Origin of the sequence: Nostoc sp. C057 (assembly GCF_013393925.1) — a bacterium.
GTDB classification, from domain to species: domain Bacteria; phylum Cyanobacteriota; class Cyanobacteriia; order Cyanobacteriales; family Nostocaceae; genus Nostoc; species Nostoc muscorum_A.
The window spans coordinates 4,152,441-4,168,976 of record NZ_CP040281.1 but is presented as its reverse complement, the minus strand read 5'-3'; the positions used below and the strand labels follow the sequence as shown (position 1 = coordinate 4,168,976).

The 16,536-nt window shown below is 42.2% G+C and carries 14 protein-coding genes and 1 other RNA gene; 14 read left to right on the top strand and 1 reads right to left on the bottom strand.

Features of this window, described 5'->3' with window-relative positions:
- Positions 1 to 55 precede the first annotated feature (55 nt).
- From FD724_RS17865 to ssrA, 10 genes are all read left to right on the top strand, one after another.
- Positions 56 to 1,237, top strand: coding sequence for a class I SAM-dependent methyltransferase (locus FD724_RS17865; RefSeq protein WP_179073543.1), 1,182 nt, complete (start codon positions 56 to 58; stop codon positions 1,235 to 1,237).
- Positions 1,238 to 1,744: 507 nt separating this feature from the next.
- Positions 1,745 to 2,227, top strand: a complete 483-nt coding sequence (locus FD724_RS17860) for an ATP synthase subunit I (protein WP_179073542.1) — start codon at positions 1,745 to 1,747, stop codon at positions 2,225 to 2,227.
- Between the two features lie 60 nt (positions 2,228 to 2,287).
- Positions 2,288 to 3,049: a F0F1 ATP synthase subunit A gene (atpB, locus tag FD724_RS17855; RefSeq protein WP_012411161.1), complete on the top strand. Its 762-nt coding sequence runs from the start codon at positions 2,288 to 2,290 to the stop codon at positions 3,047 to 3,049.
- Between the two features lie 148 nt (positions 3,050 to 3,197).
- Positions 3,198 to 3,443: an ATP synthase F0 subunit C gene (gene atpE, locus FD724_RS17850; protein WP_013192016.1), complete on the top strand. Its 246-nt coding sequence runs from the start codon at positions 3,198 to 3,200 to the stop codon at positions 3,441 to 3,443.
- A 182-nt stretch (positions 3,444 to 3,625) separates the two neighbouring features.
- Positions 3,626 to 4,057 (top strand): F0F1 ATP synthase subunit B', encoded by a 432-nt coding sequence (locus FD724_RS17845; RefSeq protein ID WP_179073541.1) that lies wholly within the window; start codon positions 3,626 to 3,628, stop codon positions 4,055 to 4,057.
- Between the two features lie 194 nt (positions 4,058 to 4,251).
- Positions 4,252 to 4,824, top strand: a complete 573-nt coding sequence (locus FD724_RS17840; protein WP_114086143.1) for a F0F1 ATP synthase subunit B — start codon at positions 4,252 to 4,254, stop codon at positions 4,822 to 4,824.
- On the top strand, positions 4,821 to 5,375 hold the full coding sequence (gene atpH, locus FD724_RS17835) for an ATP synthase F1 subunit delta (RefSeq protein WP_012411165.1): 555 nt from the start codon (positions 4,821 to 4,823) through the stop codon (positions 5,373 to 5,375). Before FD724_RS17840 ends, atpH begins: the two co-directional genes overlap by 4 nt.
- A gap of 190 nt (positions 5,376 to 5,565) precedes the next feature.
- Positions 5,566 to 7,086: a F0F1 ATP synthase subunit alpha gene (atpA, locus tag FD724_RS17830; RefSeq protein ID WP_179073540.1), complete on the top strand. Its 1,521-nt coding sequence runs from the start codon at positions 5,566 to 5,568 to the stop codon at positions 7,084 to 7,086.
- A 147-nt stretch (positions 7,087 to 7,233) separates the two neighbouring features.
- Positions 7,234 to 8,181 carry a F0F1 ATP synthase subunit gamma gene (locus FD724_RS17825; RefSeq protein WP_114086146.1) on the top strand — a complete coding sequence of 316 codons (948 nt, stop codon included), beginning with the start codon at positions 7,234 to 7,236 and terminating at the stop codon, positions 8,179 to 8,181.
- A 172-nt stretch (positions 8,182 to 8,353) separates the two neighbouring features.
- Positions 8,354 to 8,743, top strand: a transfer-messenger RNA (tmRNA) gene (ssrA, locus tag FD724_RS17820).
- Between the two features lie 521 nt (positions 8,744 to 9,264).
- On the opposite strand, the gene FD724_RS17815 is transcribed toward ssrA, so the two are convergent.
- Complete coding sequence (locus FD724_RS17815) at positions 9,265 to 9,720, bottom strand: helix-turn-helix domain-containing protein (RefSeq protein ID WP_179073539.1); 456 nt, start codon at positions 9,718 to 9,720, stop codon at positions 9,265 to 9,267.
- Positions 9,721 to 10,676: 956 nt separating this feature from the next.
- Between FD724_RS17815 and FD724_RS17810 the strand changes: the two genes are divergently transcribed.
- From FD724_RS17810 to FD724_RS17795, 4 genes are all read left to right on the top strand, one after another.
- Complete coding sequence (locus tag FD724_RS17810; RefSeq protein ID WP_114086148.1) at positions 10,677 to 12,416, top strand: diflavin flavoprotein; 1,740 nt, start codon at positions 10,677 to 10,679, stop codon at positions 12,414 to 12,416.
- Positions 12,417 to 12,602: 186 nt separating this feature from the next.
- Positions 12,603 to 14,315 carry a diflavin flavoprotein gene (locus FD724_RS17805; RefSeq protein WP_179073538.1) on the top strand — a complete coding sequence of 571 codons (1,713 nt, stop codon included), beginning with the start codon at positions 12,603 to 12,605 and terminating at the stop codon, positions 14,313 to 14,315.
- 529 nt (positions 14,316 to 14,844) lie between these two features.
- Entirely contained in the window at positions 14,845 to 15,906 is a 1,062-nt protein-coding gene (locus FD724_RS17800) for a hypothetical protein (RefSeq protein ID WP_179073537.1), read from the top strand.
- A 223-nt stretch (positions 15,907 to 16,129) separates the two neighbouring features.
- The gene (locus FD724_RS17795) at positions 16,130 to 16,336 is read left to right on the top strand and encodes a hypothetical protein (protein ID WP_179073536.1); all 207 of its coding nucleotides are present in this window, start codon (positions 16,130 to 16,132) and stop codon (positions 16,334 to 16,336) included.
- Positions 16,337 to 16,536: the final 200 nt, after the last annotated feature.

Genomic DNA, 16,536 nt, shown 5'->3' with positions numbered 1-16,536 from the left:
CTACCTGAAGTGTCCAGCATTCGCTAAACTCAGAAATGCTGCGTTATTCCTCATCATGTCCGATTCCCAAACTGTTAGTGCTGCTGTTGCCAAACTCTACAATACCTATCCCTTTCCGCCGGAAGCCCTGTTGGATGAACCACCTCCAGGCTATAACTGGCGCTGGAACTGGCTAGCTGCTCATAATTTTTGCACAGGTCAAAAACCCCAAAGGCAAGATATTCGGATTTTAGATGCAGGTTGCGGTACAGGGGTAAGTACAGAGTACCTGGTTCATCTCAATCCCCAGGCTTCTGTTGTAGGAATTGATCTCAGTACCGGGGCTTTGGATGTAGCAAAAGAACGTTGTCAGCGTTCTGGTGCTACCCGTGTTGAGTTTCATCACCTCAGCTTGTTTGATGTGGAACAGTTACCGGGTAAATTTGATTTAATTAACTGTGTTGGTGTTTTGCACCATACCTCCGATCCGATTCGCGGTATTCAAGCTTTGGCGCAGAAGTTAGCCCCAGGCGGCTTAATGCACATTTTTGTGTACGGAGAGTTGGGACGCTGGGAAATTCAACTCATGCAAAAAGCGATCGCACTTCTTCAAGGTGACAAAAAAGGCGACTACCGCGATGGTGTCCAAGTCGGGCGACAAATATTTGGTTCATTACCAGAAAACAACCGAATTGTCAAATATGATAAACAGCGTTGGTCATTAGAAAACCACAAGGATGAAAACTTTGCGGATATGTACGTTCATCCCCAAGAAATTGACTACAACATTGAGACGCTGTTTGAATTAATAGATGCTTCGGGATTAGAGTTTATTGGTTTCTCGAATCCGAGTTTCTGGGATTTAGAGAGACTTTTGGGCAAAACACCAGAGTTAGTTGAACGAGCAAAAGGATTGAGCGATCGCCAGCTTTATCGCCTGATAGAATTACTAGATCCAGAAGTAACTCATTACGAGTTTTTCCTTGTTCGTCCTCCCTTAGTTAAAACTGACTGGTCAGACGACAAAGCTTTATTAGCAGCGATTCCCGAACTTAATCCTTGTATTGAAGGATTTCCCAGTCAATGCTTCTTTAATTACAATTACCAAATTGTTAATTTATCTGAACCAGAGTTTGAATTTATGCAAAAGTGTGGTGCTAATTCTACAGTTTCAGATATTTTGACAGATGTGCAACTGGGATTAGATGAAGTCAGAAAACTTCTTCAGCAGCAACTGATATTATTAACACCTGCTTAATCGCACTCCAATTCGACACTGGCTTAATAAAAGCAATTTATACTTATCGTGAGGAGCGATCGCCCATCACCACTTTTGGTAAATTAATGTAGATTAGGAAAGTGCCCAACAAACGGGTATTCTAAATCCCAAAAGTTGGAGTTTTCTGAAATTCAGCAGTGGTGCGCTGCTTAATGACAAGCCGCTACTCTCCGATTTCTGATTTGCGGTACGCCCATACACTCCTCAAGCACCAGTTGATTTTATTGACACCCAATTACTTCAAACACCAAGATGCTATGTAACGACTTTGGAGGACAATACTTTACTCAAAAAAGCTGGAATTGGAAGAAATTTTGAATTTTTCGGCAGCGATAATTTGATTATTCACCCACACAGTCTTGTACATCATCAGCCGCTCTCTCGCTTCTGGAAGCGCGATTTTACTGACTGTGTAACGTTGCCAAGAAGTTAATTGTTTTTTCCTAAAGTATTGTTACCGGATCGTGATATGATTCAGCTGACTGAATGTGCAGTCATCATAATTTAACTGTACTGGTTTCAAGTCTCGTGAGCTTGTCAGACGAATCAATTGCGCCCACTCCGACAACGCAACAAGATGCTAAAACTGATTCTGGAGACACAGAATCAGGTAACTCTATGCAAGAGTTTTATCAACTCTTCCAGCGATTGTTGGTAATCACGCTTGTCTTGACGGGGGTTATTTTTATCTCTGTGTGGATTTTTTATTCCTTAAACATTGCCCTAAATTATTTAATTGGGGCGTGTACAGGTGTGGTTTACTTAAAAATGTTGGCTAGAGACGTTGAGCAACTTGGTAGTGAAAAAACCAATTTGAGCAAAACTCGTTTTGCTCTATTTATGGGAGTCATGATCGTGGCAACTCAATGGCGTGAGCTACAGATTTTGCCCATATTTTTGGGATTTCTAACTTACAAAGCCACGCTCCTCGTCTATATGGTGCAAATTGCGTTCATTCCTGATTCTTAAAAAGTCAGGCTCACAAAGATAGTAATCCCATCCTCGATCGTTGGGGAAAATTCTTGAAGAATGCAAATGCTTAGTGTCTTAAACGCCTTTAATTCTTTTCCCCTCGCCGAATTAGAAGTAGGTCATCATTTCTACTGGCAGTTGGGCAATCTTAAAATTCATGGGCAAGTTTTTCTCACCTCATGGTTTGTGATTAGCATTTTAGTAGTGGCTTCAATAGCTGCTACTCGCAACGCACAAAGAATTCCCAAGGGCATCCAGAATTTGATGGAATACGCCCTAGAATTTATTCGTGATTTGGCCAAAAACCAACTTGGTGAGAAAGAGTACCGCCCTTGGGTGCCATTTATTGGCACATTGTTCTTGTTTATTTTCGTATCGAACTGGTCAGGTGCGCTAATTCCCTGGAAGCTCATCAAGCTACCTTCGGGCGAATTGGCCGCTCCCACCAATGACATCAATACGACTGTTGCATTAGCACTGCTAACTTCCTTGGCGTATTTTTACGCAGGTTTTAGCAAGCGGGGTTTAGGCTACTTTAAGAAATATATAGAGCCAACACCCGTTTTGTTGCCGATCGCAATTCTAGAAGATTTCACCAAGCCTCTCTCCCTAAGCTTCCGTCTATTTGGTAATATTTTGGCGGATGAATTGGTAGTCGCGGTATTGGTGCTGCTAGTTCCTCTATTTGTACCTCTGCCTGTAATGGCCTTGGGTTTATTTACCAGTGCCATTCAAGCCCTGGTTTTCGCCACCCTAGCCGGAGCATACATTCATGAGGCAATGGAGGGACATGGTGGAGAAGAACATGAGGAGCATTAAACTTCTCAGCTGATAGCACAGTTCCCAGAGCATATTCGCTCAAAATATCGCAAAGCGCGATCAAAGAACTCATGTGCAGCGTGAAAACCACGTTTCTAATCGTTAACGTACTTTTGTTAGTTTTGTAATCAAAGCAAGGAAAATCAACATGGATCCATTAGTTCAGGCTGCTTCAGTTCTCGCTGCTGCTTTAGCGATTGGTTTAGCTGCAATTGGCCCTGGTATTGGTCAAGGTAACGCTGCTGGACAAGCAGTAGAAGGTATTGCTCGTCAACCTGAAGCAGAAGGAAAAATTCGCGGTACTCTGCTATTAACCTTGGCATTCATGGAATCCTTGACTATCTATGGTCTAGTAATTGCCCTGGTATTGCTGTTTGCTAACCCCTTCGCTTAATACCTGAAAATTTTTGCGAGTGTGGAGACGTGAATTATCACGCCTCTACAATCGAAACGTTTTAGGTATCTCAATAGTTATAATGTTCAGTTGACCCTTGTTGGCTATGGGTCTCTAAAATATGAAAGGTTGGATGACGTTGCTAGCCATGAAAACTGCTACTCCAGCCAAAGAGGAGACAAATGTTTGATTTCGATGCTACCTTGCCCTTCATGGCATTGCAATTCCTGCTATTAGCAGCTGTGTTGAATGCAATTTTCTATAAGCCACTGACCAAGGTACTAGACGATCGCGATAATTATATCCGAACGAATACCCTTGAGGCGCGGGAGAGCTTGGCTAAAGCCGAGCGCTTGGCTACCGAATATGAGCAGCAACTCGCAGACGCTCGCAGACAATCGCAAGCTACTGTAGAAGCAGCTCAACTTGAAGCTAAGAAAATTACTGCCGAGAAAATCGCTGAGGCCCAAAAGGAAGCTCAGTCTCAACGAGAACAAGCTTCTGTTGAAATAGAACAACAAAAGCAAGAAGCTTTTCGTACCTTAGAGCAACAAGTTGATGCTTTAAGCAGGCAGATTCTAGAAAAACTATTGGGGCCAACTCCAGTTAGATAAGCTAACGAGATTGGTTCTGTGTAAAGCATACGCGCAACTGGGCCCTAGTCCAGAGCGCAAAATTTAAGTGTCAAAAAAAGGCACTTTTTCCCTTCTTGGGAAAGATACTTAATTTCCTGACAGGGAAAAGATACTTAAATTTCCTTCCCTAGGGGAAAATACAACGTATTAGCAAGCGAGCAGCGCACTTGTAAATGGGTATCATGGGGACATTCTTATTACTTGCCGCAGAAGCGAACGCTGTTCACTCTGAATTGGCAGAAGGCGCAGCAGAAGGTGGTTTCGGTCTAAACCTAGACATTTTTGAAACCAATCTGATCAATCTAGCGATTCTGGTTGGCATACTATTCTACTTCGGACGTAAAGTTTTAAGCAATATCCTGAACGAGCGACAATCCAATATTGCCACCGCAATTCAGGAAGCAGAAGGGCGCTTAAAAGAGGCAAAGACTGCCCTTTCCCAAGCGCAAGAGCAGTTGAAGCAATCTCAAGCAGAAGCAGAACGTATCCGCCAATCGTCCGTAGAAAATGCTCAAAAAGCGAAAGAAGCCTTGTTAGCGAAAGCAGCGCAAGACGTAGAACGCTTGAAACAAACAGCAGCAGCAGATTTAAACAGCGAAACCGAGCGAGCGATCGCTCAACTACGGCAACGAGTTGCTACACTAGCATTGCAAAAAGTCGAATCGCAACTCAAAGGCGGGATTGCCGACGATGCTCAACAAAGTTTAATTGATCGTAGCATCGCACAATTGGGAGGCAATGTATGACAAGTCAGGTAGCGGCAGCCGAAGTAGCCCAACCTTACGCACAGGCACTTTTGTCAATAGCGCAATCGAAAAATTTGACAGAAGAGTTCGGGGAAGATGCGCGGACTTTCCTGGGACTGCTCAGAGCAGACAAACAGCTACACAACTTCTTCAGCAACCCGTTTATTCAGGCTGAGAACAAAAAAGCTCTCATCAAACAAATACTCGGTGAAGGCTCTAACCCCTACTTACGCAACTTTTTGTTGATACTAGTAGACAAACGTCGTATTGCATTCTTGGAATCGATTTTTCAACAATATCTGGCGCTGTTGCGGCAGCTGAATCAAACCGTATTAGCGGAAGTAATTTCAGCCGTTCCCCTCACAGAAGCTCAACAGCAGGCAATTATCCAAAAGGTCATTGCCATCAGCAATGCTCGCCAGGTAGAACTAGAAACCAAGGTAGACAGTGAGTTAATTGGTGGTGTGATTATTAAAGTAGGTTCGCAGGTAATTGATGCCAGTATCCGGGGTCAACTGCGCCGCCTTTCATTGCGCTTAACTAATAGCTAGAAGGTTAGGATTAGAAGTTGGGAGTTAGGAGTTAGGAGTTAGGAGTTGGGAGTTAAGTAAACAGTAATTTATTTTGACTTTTAACTTTTAACTTTTGCTTTTTTAACTCATCACTACTCACTCTTAACTCAGCACTCTTAACTCAGCACTCAGCACTGAATTCCGTCTCGAAAGCAAACAAGATAGACACATGAGCATATCAATTAGACCTGACGAAATTAGCAGCATTATCCAACAACAAATCGAGCAATACGATCAAGAGGTCAAAGTTGCTAACGTTGGTACCGTCCTACAAGTAGGTGACGGTATTGCCCGGATCTATGGTCTGGAAAAGGCTATGGCTGGGGAACTCTTAGAATTTGAAGATGGCACAATTGGCATCGCCCAAAACTTAGAAGAAGACAACGTGGGCGCGGTGTTGATGGGTGAAGGGCTGGAAATTCAAGAAGGTAGTTCTGTAACCGCTACTGGTAGAATTGCTCAAATTCCAGTAGGAGAAGCCTTAATTGGAAGAGTTGTAGACGCTTTAGGTCGTCCCATTGATGGTAAGGGAGACATCAAATCCTCAGAAAGCCGTTTGATTGAATCTCCAGCGCCTGGTATCATTGCTCGTCGATCTGTACACGAACCCATGCAAACGGGGATTACAGCTATTGACTCAATGATTCCCATCGGTCGCGGTCAACGGGAATTGATTATTGGCGATCGCCAAACCGGTAAAACTGCGATCGCGATCGACACCATCATCAACCAAAAAGAAGAAGATGTCGTTTGTGTGTACGTTGCGATCGGTCAAAAAGCTTCCACCGTCGCTAACGTGGTGCAGACATTGCAAGAAAAAGGCGCGATGGATTACACCATCGTCGTCGCCGCTAGCGCCAGTGAACCAGCAACACTGCAATACCTAGCTCCTTACACAGGCGCAACTATTGCCGAGTACTTTATGTACAAAGGCAAAGCTACCCTAGTAATTTACGACGATCTTTCCAAGCAAGCCCAAGCTTATCGCCAAATGTCCCTGCTGTTACGTCGCCCACCCGGACGCGAAGCTTACCCCGGAGATGTATTCTACATTCACTCTCGCTTGTTAGAAAGAGCCGCAAAGCTAAGTGACGAATTAGGTAAAGGCAGCATGACCGCCCTACCAATCATCGAAACCCAAGCTGGTGACGTTTCGGCATACATCCCCACAAACGTAATTTCCATTACCGATGGTCAGATATTCCTGTCTTCTGACTTATTTAACGCTGGTATCCGTCCAGCTGTGAACCCAGGTATTTCAGTATCCCGCGTGGGTTCTGCGGCGCAAACCAAGGCAATGAAAAAAGTTGCCGGTAAGATTAAATTGGAACTAGCCCAATTTGACGACCTGCAAGCCTTCGCTCAATTTGCTTCTGACTTAGATAAAGCCACTCAAGACCAGTTGGCACGGGGTCAACGGTTGCGCGAACTTCTCAAGCAACCACAAAATTCGCCACTCTCAGTATACGAGCAAGTAGCAATTCTTTACGCTGGTATCAATGGTTATTTGGATGACGTTCCTGTAGATAAAGTCACCACCTTTACCCAAGGTCTGCGGGAGTACTTAAAGACTGGTAAAACCCAGTATGCCGAAGGAGTAAGAGCCTCCAAAGCACTAGGTGATGCAGAAGAAACTGCCTTGAAAGAAGCACTTACCGAATACAAGAAGACCTTCAAAGCAGCAGCGTAATTACAGTGCTGAGTGCTGAGTGCCGAGTGCTGAGTAGCTACAAGTGTTGAGTTGAAGAAAGTTTTTCATTCAAAACTCAAAATTTCAAACTCAGAACTCAGGACTCAGAACTCAGAACTCAGAACTCAGGACTCAGAACTTAAAGTTATGGCCAATCTAAAAGCAATACGCGATCGCATTCAGTCGGTCAAAAACACCAAAAAAATCACAGAAGCCATGCGTCTCGTAGCTGCGGCTAGAGTGCGTCGGGCGCAAGAACAAGTACTAGCGACTCGCCCCTTTGCCGATCGCTTGGCACAAGTATTATATGGTTTGCAAAGCCGTTTGCGCTTTGAAGAAGCAAACCTGCCACTACTGAAAAAAAGAGAAGTTAAGTCAGTCGGGCTATTGGTAATTTCAGGCGATCGCGGTTTATGCGGCGGCTACAATAATAACGTTATCCGTCGTGCAGAAAACCGCGCCAAGGAAATCAAGGCAGAAGGTTTAAACTATCAATTTGTGATCGTCGGGCGCAAAGCTACACAGTACTTTCAACGCCGCGATCAGCCCATTGATGCCACTTACAGCGGCTTAGAGCAAATTCCCACCGCAGCCGAAGCTAATCAGATTGCCGATCAACTACTTTCCTTATTCCTTTCGGAAGAAGTAGACCGCATCGAATTAATCTATACCAGATTTCTTTCCTTGGTTAGCTCCCGTCCTGTAATCCAAACCTTACTGCCCCTCGATCCACAAGGACTAGAAGCGGGTGATGACGAAATCTTCCGCTTGACAACCCGTGGCGGTAAATTTGAAGTAGAACGGGAGAAAGTGGCTAGCCAAGTTCGCGCGTTGGCTCCTGACATGATTTTCGAGCAAGATCCAGTACAGATCCTCGATTCTTTGTTGCCCCTGTATCTGAGTAACCAGCTATTGCGGGCGCTGCAAGAATCTGCGGCTAGTGAACTAGCAGCGCGGATGACAGCTATGAGTAATGCTAGTGAAAATGCGGGTGAATTGATTAATACCCTCACACTGTCTTACAACAAAGCTCGACAAGCTGCCATTACCCAAGAACTCCTAGAGGTTGTAGGTGGTGCTGAAGCACTAACTTAGGAAAATATTTGTTGTGGATTATGGCAAATAGCCAATTGCTAATCGTTTTAAAATTAGCGATTGGCTATTTTGACTAAGTGGAGCCATATATTCTGACTTTGATAATTACGAATTACGAATTACGAATTACAAATTCAAGAATCGCGTATTATAATCGAAGTATGAAGCGCATGGGTCCGTCACGGTTTCGACAGGTTGGCGAACGCTGCTCTGTGATTCAGGTCGAGAGTGAGTCTCCTCTCGGAAATCAAAGGCTCAAACAAAAAGTAAATGCGAATAACATCGTTAACTTTGCTCGTAAGGATGCTCTAGTAGCTGCCTAAACACCTCTTATAGGTTCGAGCGTCTTCGGTTTGACTCCGTTAAGGACTGAAGACCAAACCCCAACGGATGCTCTAGTAAGCGTTCTCTGGTTGGCTTGCTAGCTAAGATTAAATCAGAGAATCCTACGTTCGGGATAATGAACGATTCCCGCCTTGAGGGTCAGAAAGGCTAAACCTGTGAATGAGCGGGGGGTCAATACCCAATTTGGACAGCAGTTCGACTCTGCTCGGATCCACTAAGAATAAATAACAAGTCCACCTGATAATTTAATATCAAGGTGGATTTTGTTTTGTGCTGTCTGAATATATTAAATCAGTAGACCGAATTGAGCCAAGAAAGGAATCAATTCAAAATCCAAAATTAGTGGACTTTCAGCATTTCCTGATGAAAGGATGTTCATTTTGTCCTACTTAAATTATTTAGCACTTCGGTGTACCTGAGTTACATCACCATCAACGTGCTAATTTTTACCAAAGTTTATTCAGGCTGTTAAAATCTTCTTGGTCTGCATCATCAAGGTTCAAAGCAAAAGTTCGACATTCTAAATCCTTGCTTTGCTAATTGCTGCAAAACCCTGGTCGGTGATTTAATCCGTATAATCCGTAACAGACCCCCAGCAGCCTTTGACTTTGGGAGAAACGCCAAAGCGATCGCCTCTTCAGTTTTACTATTACTATCTTTCTAGCAAAGATATGCGATCGCCTAGCAATCCTGTCCCAACTTTTGCATTGAAGAAGTTACTAAGAGCTATGAGAAGCTTTAATTATTCTGTTCCTGAGGTTGTTTGCGTGCTGTTCCAAACCTTCTTCCCCTTTGTTTAAGTACCCGTCGTAACCGATCTGCACTCAAGCTTACTTGGCGTTCAGATGCCAGCTTTTTTGCTAATTGTTTAGAGTTATAAGTCTGTGACTCTTGAGCTAAACAATTTTCTAGATAAACCAAATCTGATTCTGAATATCGAGGTTTTCCACCTCGGCCAGGAGCATCCCACAGACCTGCTAAACCCATCTTTTCCCAACGATGAAGGGTTTGACGTACTGTTGAAATTGCCCAGTTCAAACCTTTAGCAATTTGCTCATTTTTTAAACCACGATTATTTAGCAGTAAGACTTGAGCCCGATCCTTGGTGCGTTGAGGAACTTGTTTGGCTTTTCTTAACTCTTCTAAAGTCAGCTTTTCTTGCTCAGTTAGAAAGACTTTTAATCTGCATCCCATAATTAATAACCTTTTACACAGTTAATTGTTGCCATCTTTTCTTAAGAATTTGTTAGCGTTATTCTAATTAATGTCTAAAGTCGATAATAAAGGACTGTATCATTAAAATTCTTCAATTATTCTTATGATTACGGCGATTTATCGAAACTTTAAAAATAATTTTTACGCTATTTTCCATTGGAATGAGCAGAAAAACATATACATAGAAGCCTTCTTCCTTTTTATTCAACTCATCTCTGGAAATTTTTCTTACCTATCTCCAAAAAATATCTATTTTCTCGACTTCACATAAATTTTATATTTCACATAACAATATTATTGCTTGAAACAAAAATATATTCAATACCTATTGGAGATAGAAAAATTTGTGTTGCTTTTCCTGTCTTTAACACTTTTCCTACTTTTCCTACCTTTCCTACTTTTCCTACTTTTTTGTAAAATAGCGTCTTAAAAAACTAACTTTTAATCTATCCTATTAAGACAATTATTTTACGCCATAACTACAGAGTTTATTTGTAAAACCTAGTATATTTTTATCATTTATACGTCATTCTCAAAAGAATTAACTTTTATTTATCAACTTCCTTATGCAGCCATTTAAGAGGCAAAAACAATTAAAGAGTAGGCTTTTGAGTTGTATTTAGTTTTATATAATAGTACTAGATGTATGATATTAGTTTTGATATTTTCAGTTTTTATTGTCAAACAATATAAAGAAAATGATATTTTTAAATTAGAATAAAATTAGATAAATAGCAAAATAAAATACTAAGTATATTTTTCGAATTCAATTAATATTGAGTAGATTTTTTGAGTCATATTTCTTGCTAGAAAACAGCAACAATTGATACAAGTTAAATTATTCAAAAACTGATATTCATTACAACTTAAACAAAAAATAATAGAGAGAATGGGGGCAGAAGAAAAACCTGACAATTTGCGCTCGGAGACGAATAATGGTAGCGATGTCTACGACCGGCAAGGCCAACGCAGAGAACGCTCAACATCGGCTAACTATACAAACTGTAGAAATTGCCCCTAACACAACGGCGATTCGCTCTCTTGACTGGGATCGTGATCGCTTCGATATCGAATTTGGACTACAAAACGGTACAACCTACAATTCATATCTAATTAGGGGCGAACAAACAGTTTTGATTGATACTTCTCACCAGAAGTTTCGCGATCTGTATTTAGAGACTCTCAAAGGTCTTGTTAACCCCAAGACAATTGATTACATAATTGTTAGCCACACAGAGCCAGACCATAGCGGCTTAGTAGAAGATGTTCTCCAGTTAGCTCCTAGAGCCACCGTCTTAGCCTCAAAAGTTGCGCTTCAGTTCTTGGAAGGCTTAGTACACGATCCTTTTTCCAAGCGGGTTGTGAAAACTGGCGATCGCATCGATATCGGCAAAGGACACGAAATGGAATTCGTGAGTGCGCCTAATCTGCACTGGCCGGATACAATCTTTAGCTTTGACCGCAAAACCCAAATTCTCTACACCTGTGATGCTTTTGGGATGCACTTTTGTGACGATCGCACCTTTGACGAAGATTTAGAAGCGATCGAAGCTGACTTTAGATTTTACTACGACTGCTTGATGGGCCCTAACGCTCGTTCGCTGCTGAATGCGATGAAGCGGATGGGCGATCTAGGAAAGATTAATATTATCGCAAATGGTCACGGCCCGTTATTATACCACCATTTAGATGTTCTGACCGGGTGTTACGAAAATTGGAGCCAAAAACAAGCTAAAGCAGAAACAACAGTTGGCTTGTTTTTCGTCTCAGATTACGGTTATGGCGAGCGCCTTGGTCACGCAATTGCCGAAGGTATCTTGAAAACTGGGGTTGGAGTAGAAGTACTAGATTTAAGTACTGCTGAGAGCCAAGAAATTCAAGAACTAGCTGGAAGAGCTGCTGGCATCATTATTGGTATGCCTCCAAGTACCGCCGCCGCCGCCCAAGCTAGTATCAGTTCAGTGCTAGCTGTCGCCAAGAACAAGCAATTTCTTGGGCTTTTTGAATGTTACGGTGGGGATGATGAACCCATTGATACACTCCGCAGACAATTTCTTGACTCTGGCATCAAAGAAGCTTTCCCACCCATTCGGATTAAAGAGACTCCCAGTGCATCAACATTCCAGTTGTGTGAAGAAGCTGGTAAAGACATCGGACAATTGCTAGTGCGCGATCGCAACATCAAGCAAATCAAGTCTCTTGATGTCAACATGGAAAAGGCGTTGGGTCGCATTAGTAGTGGACTATATATAGTCACGACTAAAAAAGATAATGTCTCAAGCGCAATGCTGGCATCTTGGGTAACGCAAGCGAGTTTGCAACCATTAGGATTAACAATTGCCGTTGCGAAAGACCGCGCCATTGATTCCTTAATGCAAGTAGGCGATCGCTTCGTCCTCAACGTTTTGGAAGAAGGCAATTATCAAGAATTGAAAAAGCACTTTCTCAAGCGCTTACATCCCGGTGCTGACCGCTTTGCAGGAGTGAAAACTCAAACCGCGAAAAACGGTTCTCCCATTCTAACTGATGCTCTGGCATACATCGAATGTGAAATACAGAGCAGCATGGAATGCAGCGACCACTGGATTTTATACTGCACAGTCCAAGAAGGTCGTGTCTCTAAAAACGATGGACTCACAGCCGTTCGCCATCGCAAAGTAGGTAATTACTACTAAGAAATAGGGAAGAGGTAACAGGTGACAGGTGACAGGGGACAGGGGACAGGGGACAGAAAAGAAAACTATCCCCTGTTTCCTATGATCCATACTCTATAACCTATTCCCTGTTCCCTATCCCCTATTCCCTATCCCCTATTCCCTGTTCCCCATAACCTATTTCCAATTCCCCAACTTTAAATAGCTATGACCAATTCCAAGCCACGCGACGTACAAGTTCTACCAATTGCTACAAATACTAAGGCGATCAAAGCACGTAGTTGGTCACGTCTGCGGTTTGAAATTGAATACGCACTTGAAAGAGGTACTACCTCCAATTGCTATTTAATTGAAGCTGATAAAACCGCACTTATCGATCCACCGCCAGAAAGCTTTACCGAAATTTATTTAGAGGCATTGCGGCAGACTTTAGATTTACAAAGTTTGGATTATATAATCCTGGGTCATTTTAGTCCCAATCGAGTTGCAACCCTCAAAGCAATTTTAGAACTGGCACCACAGGTAACTTTTGTCTGTTCTCTTCCCGGTGCGAACAATTTGCGTGCTGCTTTCCTAGAGCAAGATTTGAAAGTCTTGGTGATGCGCGGGAAAGAAACTCTGGATTTAGGCAAAGGTCATGTTTTGAAATTCTTGCCCACTCCTAGCCCACGTTGGCCGGAAGGACTTTGTACCTACGATCAGCAAACTCAAATTCTCTACACAGATAAGTTATTTGCAACTCATCTCTGTGGTGATGAAGTGTTTGATGATAACTGGGAAGCGCTCAAAGAAGACCAGCGTTACTACTTTAACTGCCTGATGGCTCCCCAAACTCCTCATGTGCAAGCAGCTTTGGAGAAAATATCAGATTTGCAGGTGAGAATGTATGCTGTGGGTCACGGGCCTTTGGTACGCAGCAGCTTAATCGAACTCACCAAAGCTTATGGAGAGTGGAGCCGTTCTCACAACGATCGCGAGATTTCCGTTGCCCTACTTTACGCTTCAGCTTACGGGAATACGGCGACTTTAGCACAAGCGATCGCTCTGGGATTAACTAAAGGTGGAGTCGCAGTCAAATCGATTAACTGCGAATTTGCCACCCCTGATGAAATTCGCATCAACTTAGCACAGTCAGAAGGTTTTATCATTGGTTCTCCTACCATCGGTGGTCATGCGCCAACTCCCATTCATACTGCTTTAGGGATTGTGATCTCAAGCGGTGACAACAGCAAACTCGCTGGTGTCTTTGGTTCTTACGGCTGGAGTGGCGAAGCCTTTGACTTAATAGAAGGTAAACTCCGGGATTCTGGATACCGTTTTGGCTTTGACACATTGAAGGTCAAGTTTAAACCTGATGATGTCACACTCAAATTCTGTGAAGAACTAGGTACAGACTTTGCCCAAACACTGAAAAAGGCTAAAAAAGTACGTGTACCACAACAAGCCGCTACCCCATTGGAACAAGCTGTAGGTCGCATTGTTGGTTCCGTATGCGTGATCACAGCTAAACTTGGAGAAGTGTCTACCGCAATGTTAGGCGCTTGGGTTTCTCAAGCCACCTTCAACCCACCTGGAATAAGTGTTGCGATCGCTAAAGACCGAGCGATCGAATCTTTGATGTATCCAGGCGGTAAGTTTGCCTTAAATATTTTACCTGAAGGCAATCATCAAGACTACATGAAGCATTTCCGTAAATCTTTCGCGCCTGGAGAAGATCGATTTGCTAACTTTAGTACAGCAGTTGCAGATAATGGTTGTACTGTCCTCACCGACGCTTTAGCATATTTGGAATGCTCAGTCAATCAACGTCTGGAATGTGGCGATCACTGGGTTGTATATGCAACTGTGGACGAGGGTAAATTACTCAAACCTGATGCTGTTACTGCCATCAACCATCGCAAAACTGGCACTCATTACTAATTATAGGTAATCTCCTAAGTTGAAGATTACCCTGCAATGCAACTCTAGCAGGATTTTGCTACTTACTCTGTCTGCTACGGATACAATCAACCGCGCTAGATGTCTGCACATCTGAATAAATCCACCTACACATGAGAGTGATAGGTGGATTTATTTTTTTGCTAGGAACAATGCGTTTAGAAATAACAGCAACGGCAGAACTCAATACTTCTCGGGTTTTGGGGAAAAGTAAAGGGAAAGAAAAAACCCTTAACCCTTACCCTTTAACCTTTTCCCCAAACCCGATTCCGAGTTAAAAATGCAAAAACCGAGCAGTATTGCGGCAGAACTGACGTATCTACTTAATAAATGCATCTTTGCTTCAGCATAAATTTACACTTGTATAGTCAATAATTTAGCCTATGCAAAATGTGATTAAGTAAAGGTTATGAAACTCTTAAAATCTGATATTATCTGGTAATTGTAATGTTTCATGACTAAAAGCCTAAAAATTTATTACATTCAGGCAGCAAAAAGAAGGAGATCCTAATTGATTAGGAAAATAGACACACAAGGTTTTCAGCTTAAGCCGCTTGGGACGTACTTAGTTGAAGCTGAAATAATTAATCCAGATGAATTAGACATAGCACTCAAGACACAAGAGTTGAGTGGTGAGCAGTTGGGAAAAATTCTGGCAATGCATGGTTTTGTTAAGCAGCAAACCATTGAGTACTTCATGTCAAAAATTGTATTGCCAGAGCGACGCAAGATCCTCAAAAACCAGTCTTATTCAGACAATGCTAAGAGTGACAGGATATCTGTAGTTGAGTCAAGAAGTTCTATAAAACCAGAAGATGCGATCGCAGCGTTGCAATCATCGCATAAATTGAAGGTATATCTTTCTGCCAACAAAACGCTCAAATTCCTGCTAGGCGTAGTATTGTGCTTGGCTCTTGTCAGTCTTTTGGCTAATTACAATGTCTACTATCTACCTGACTTTCCTGGGAGAGATATCTTTAGCATTCTATTCGATCTCAACAGCGAGGATAATATTCCTGCAATTTACTCTGGAGGAGCTTTACTATTTTGTTCTATTCTGCTGGAGATCATCTTCCAAGCTCAGAGGTTAGCTAAGAATAAAGATGCCTGGGCATGGAGAGGATTGTCAATAGTTTTTGCTGGTTTATTCTTAGATGAATTGATCGGTCTTCATGAAAGACTAACTGCACCACTGCGAGATACATTTAATACTAGTGGTTTTCTTTACTACGCTTGGGTGATTGCGGGTGCTATCTTCGTACTCCTCTTTTTGCTAGTATTTGGGCGATTTGTGGCTACTCTTCCTGGCAAGACACGACGCTTATTTTTCATTGCTGGAACAATCTACGTAGCAGGTGCAATTGTGAGTGAATTGGTAGGTGGATACTATGAATATTACTATACCCCCCATAACATGATTTATGTCTTCATAACAACTATAGAAGAAGTGCTAGAGATGCTGGGCATAGTTATCTTTATTTATGCGCTGTTGTCTTATATAAGTTGCAATATTAAAGGTATAGATATAGGAATCCACATTATTGATTCTAGAAAGCAAGACGAGCTGACTTAGAGTTGTTTGAAAAGTATGATTGCTAACATCTAAGCTTCGGAAACTTAAGCCCCTAGTCCTATTCCCTACAAGGAAATGGGGGTTTTAAAACCTCTTTAACTTTTGAGAATAAGTTTGGACGCGGAATTTATAGTATATTTTGTAACTTTTAAAATATCCTCTAACTGCTCGAAATCTACTACTCTCTCAGAATAGTAACAATCTGGAAATCACTTTTGAAGGGATGGCTGATGAAAAAGTTATCCTGCAAAACTTTGCTATAGAAAAACTAGATAACCTATCAGCAGTGGGTAATATCCTGTTTAATAAGACAACTACAATTAGTGACAGCTTTGATATCCTCAAGGACAACTCCACCCAAAGCAACATCTTCAACAAAAACACAGTCACCTTTCTGAATGACCTGAAAAATAATAGACTTGTCGGGTAATAACAAAAAAATGGCTGTAAAAATTACCAGGTAAAGGTTACAGCTATTCCTGTACGAAATACTATAAACGCTTACTATATAAGGCTTTCAGAAATTTATCGTCCTAATTTCCCGACAACTCTAATATCAATGGTTTTGACAACTCAACTGATGTCATCAATGGTCAGGGGTGAGTGCAATTTCAGTATTAAAGCGGAAAT

What these genes read in the sequence shown, in the direction of transcription:
- FD724_RS17865 (WP_179073543.1), top strand. Translation starts at nt 56, where the DNA reads ATGTCCGATTCCCAAACTGTTAGTGCTGCTGTTGCCAAACTCTACAAT.
- FD724_RS17860 (WP_179073542.1), top strand. Translation starts at nt 1,745, where the DNA reads ATGTGCAGTCATCATAATTTAACTGTACTGGTTTCAAGTCTCGTGAGC.
- atpB (WP_012411161.1), top strand. Translation starts at nt 2,288, where the DNA reads ATGCAAATGCTTAGTGTCTTAAACGCCTTTAATTCTTTTCCCCTCGCC.
- atpE (WP_013192016.1), top strand. Translation starts at nt 3,198, where the DNA reads ATGGATCCATTAGTTCAGGCTGCTTCAGTTCTCGCTGCTGCTTTAGCG.
- FD724_RS17845 (WP_179073541.1), top strand. Translation starts at nt 3,626, where the DNA reads ATGTTTGATTTCGATGCTACCTTGCCCTTCATGGCATTGCAATTCCTG.
- FD724_RS17840 (WP_114086143.1), top strand. Translation starts at nt 4,252, where the DNA reads ATGGGTATCATGGGGACATTCTTATTACTTGCCGCAGAAGCGAACGCT.
- atpH (WP_012411165.1), top strand. Translation starts at nt 4,821, where the DNA reads ATGACAAGTCAGGTAGCGGCAGCCGAAGTAGCCCAACCTTACGCACAG.
- atpA (WP_179073540.1), top strand. Translation starts at nt 5,566, where the DNA reads ATGAGCATATCAATTAGACCTGACGAAATTAGCAGCATTATCCAACAA.
- FD724_RS17825 (WP_114086146.1), top strand. Translation starts at nt 7,234, where the DNA reads ATGGCCAATCTAAAAGCAATACGCGATCGCATTCAGTCGGTCAAAAAC.
- FD724_RS17815 (WP_179073539.1), bottom strand. Translation starts at nt 9,720, where the DNA reads ATGGGATGCAGATTAAAAGTCTTTCTAACTGAGCAAGAAAAGCTGACT.
- FD724_RS17810 (WP_114086148.1), top strand. Translation starts at nt 10,677, where the DNA reads ATGGTAGCGATGTCTACGACCGGCAAGGCCAACGCAGAGAACGCTCAA.
- FD724_RS17805 (WP_179073538.1), top strand. Translation starts at nt 12,603, where the DNA reads ATGACCAATTCCAAGCCACGCGACGTACAAGTTCTACCAATTGCTACA.
- FD724_RS17795 (WP_179073536.1), top strand. Translation starts at nt 16,130, where the DNA reads ATGGCTGATGAAAAAGTTATCCTGCAAAACTTTGCTATAGAAAAACTA.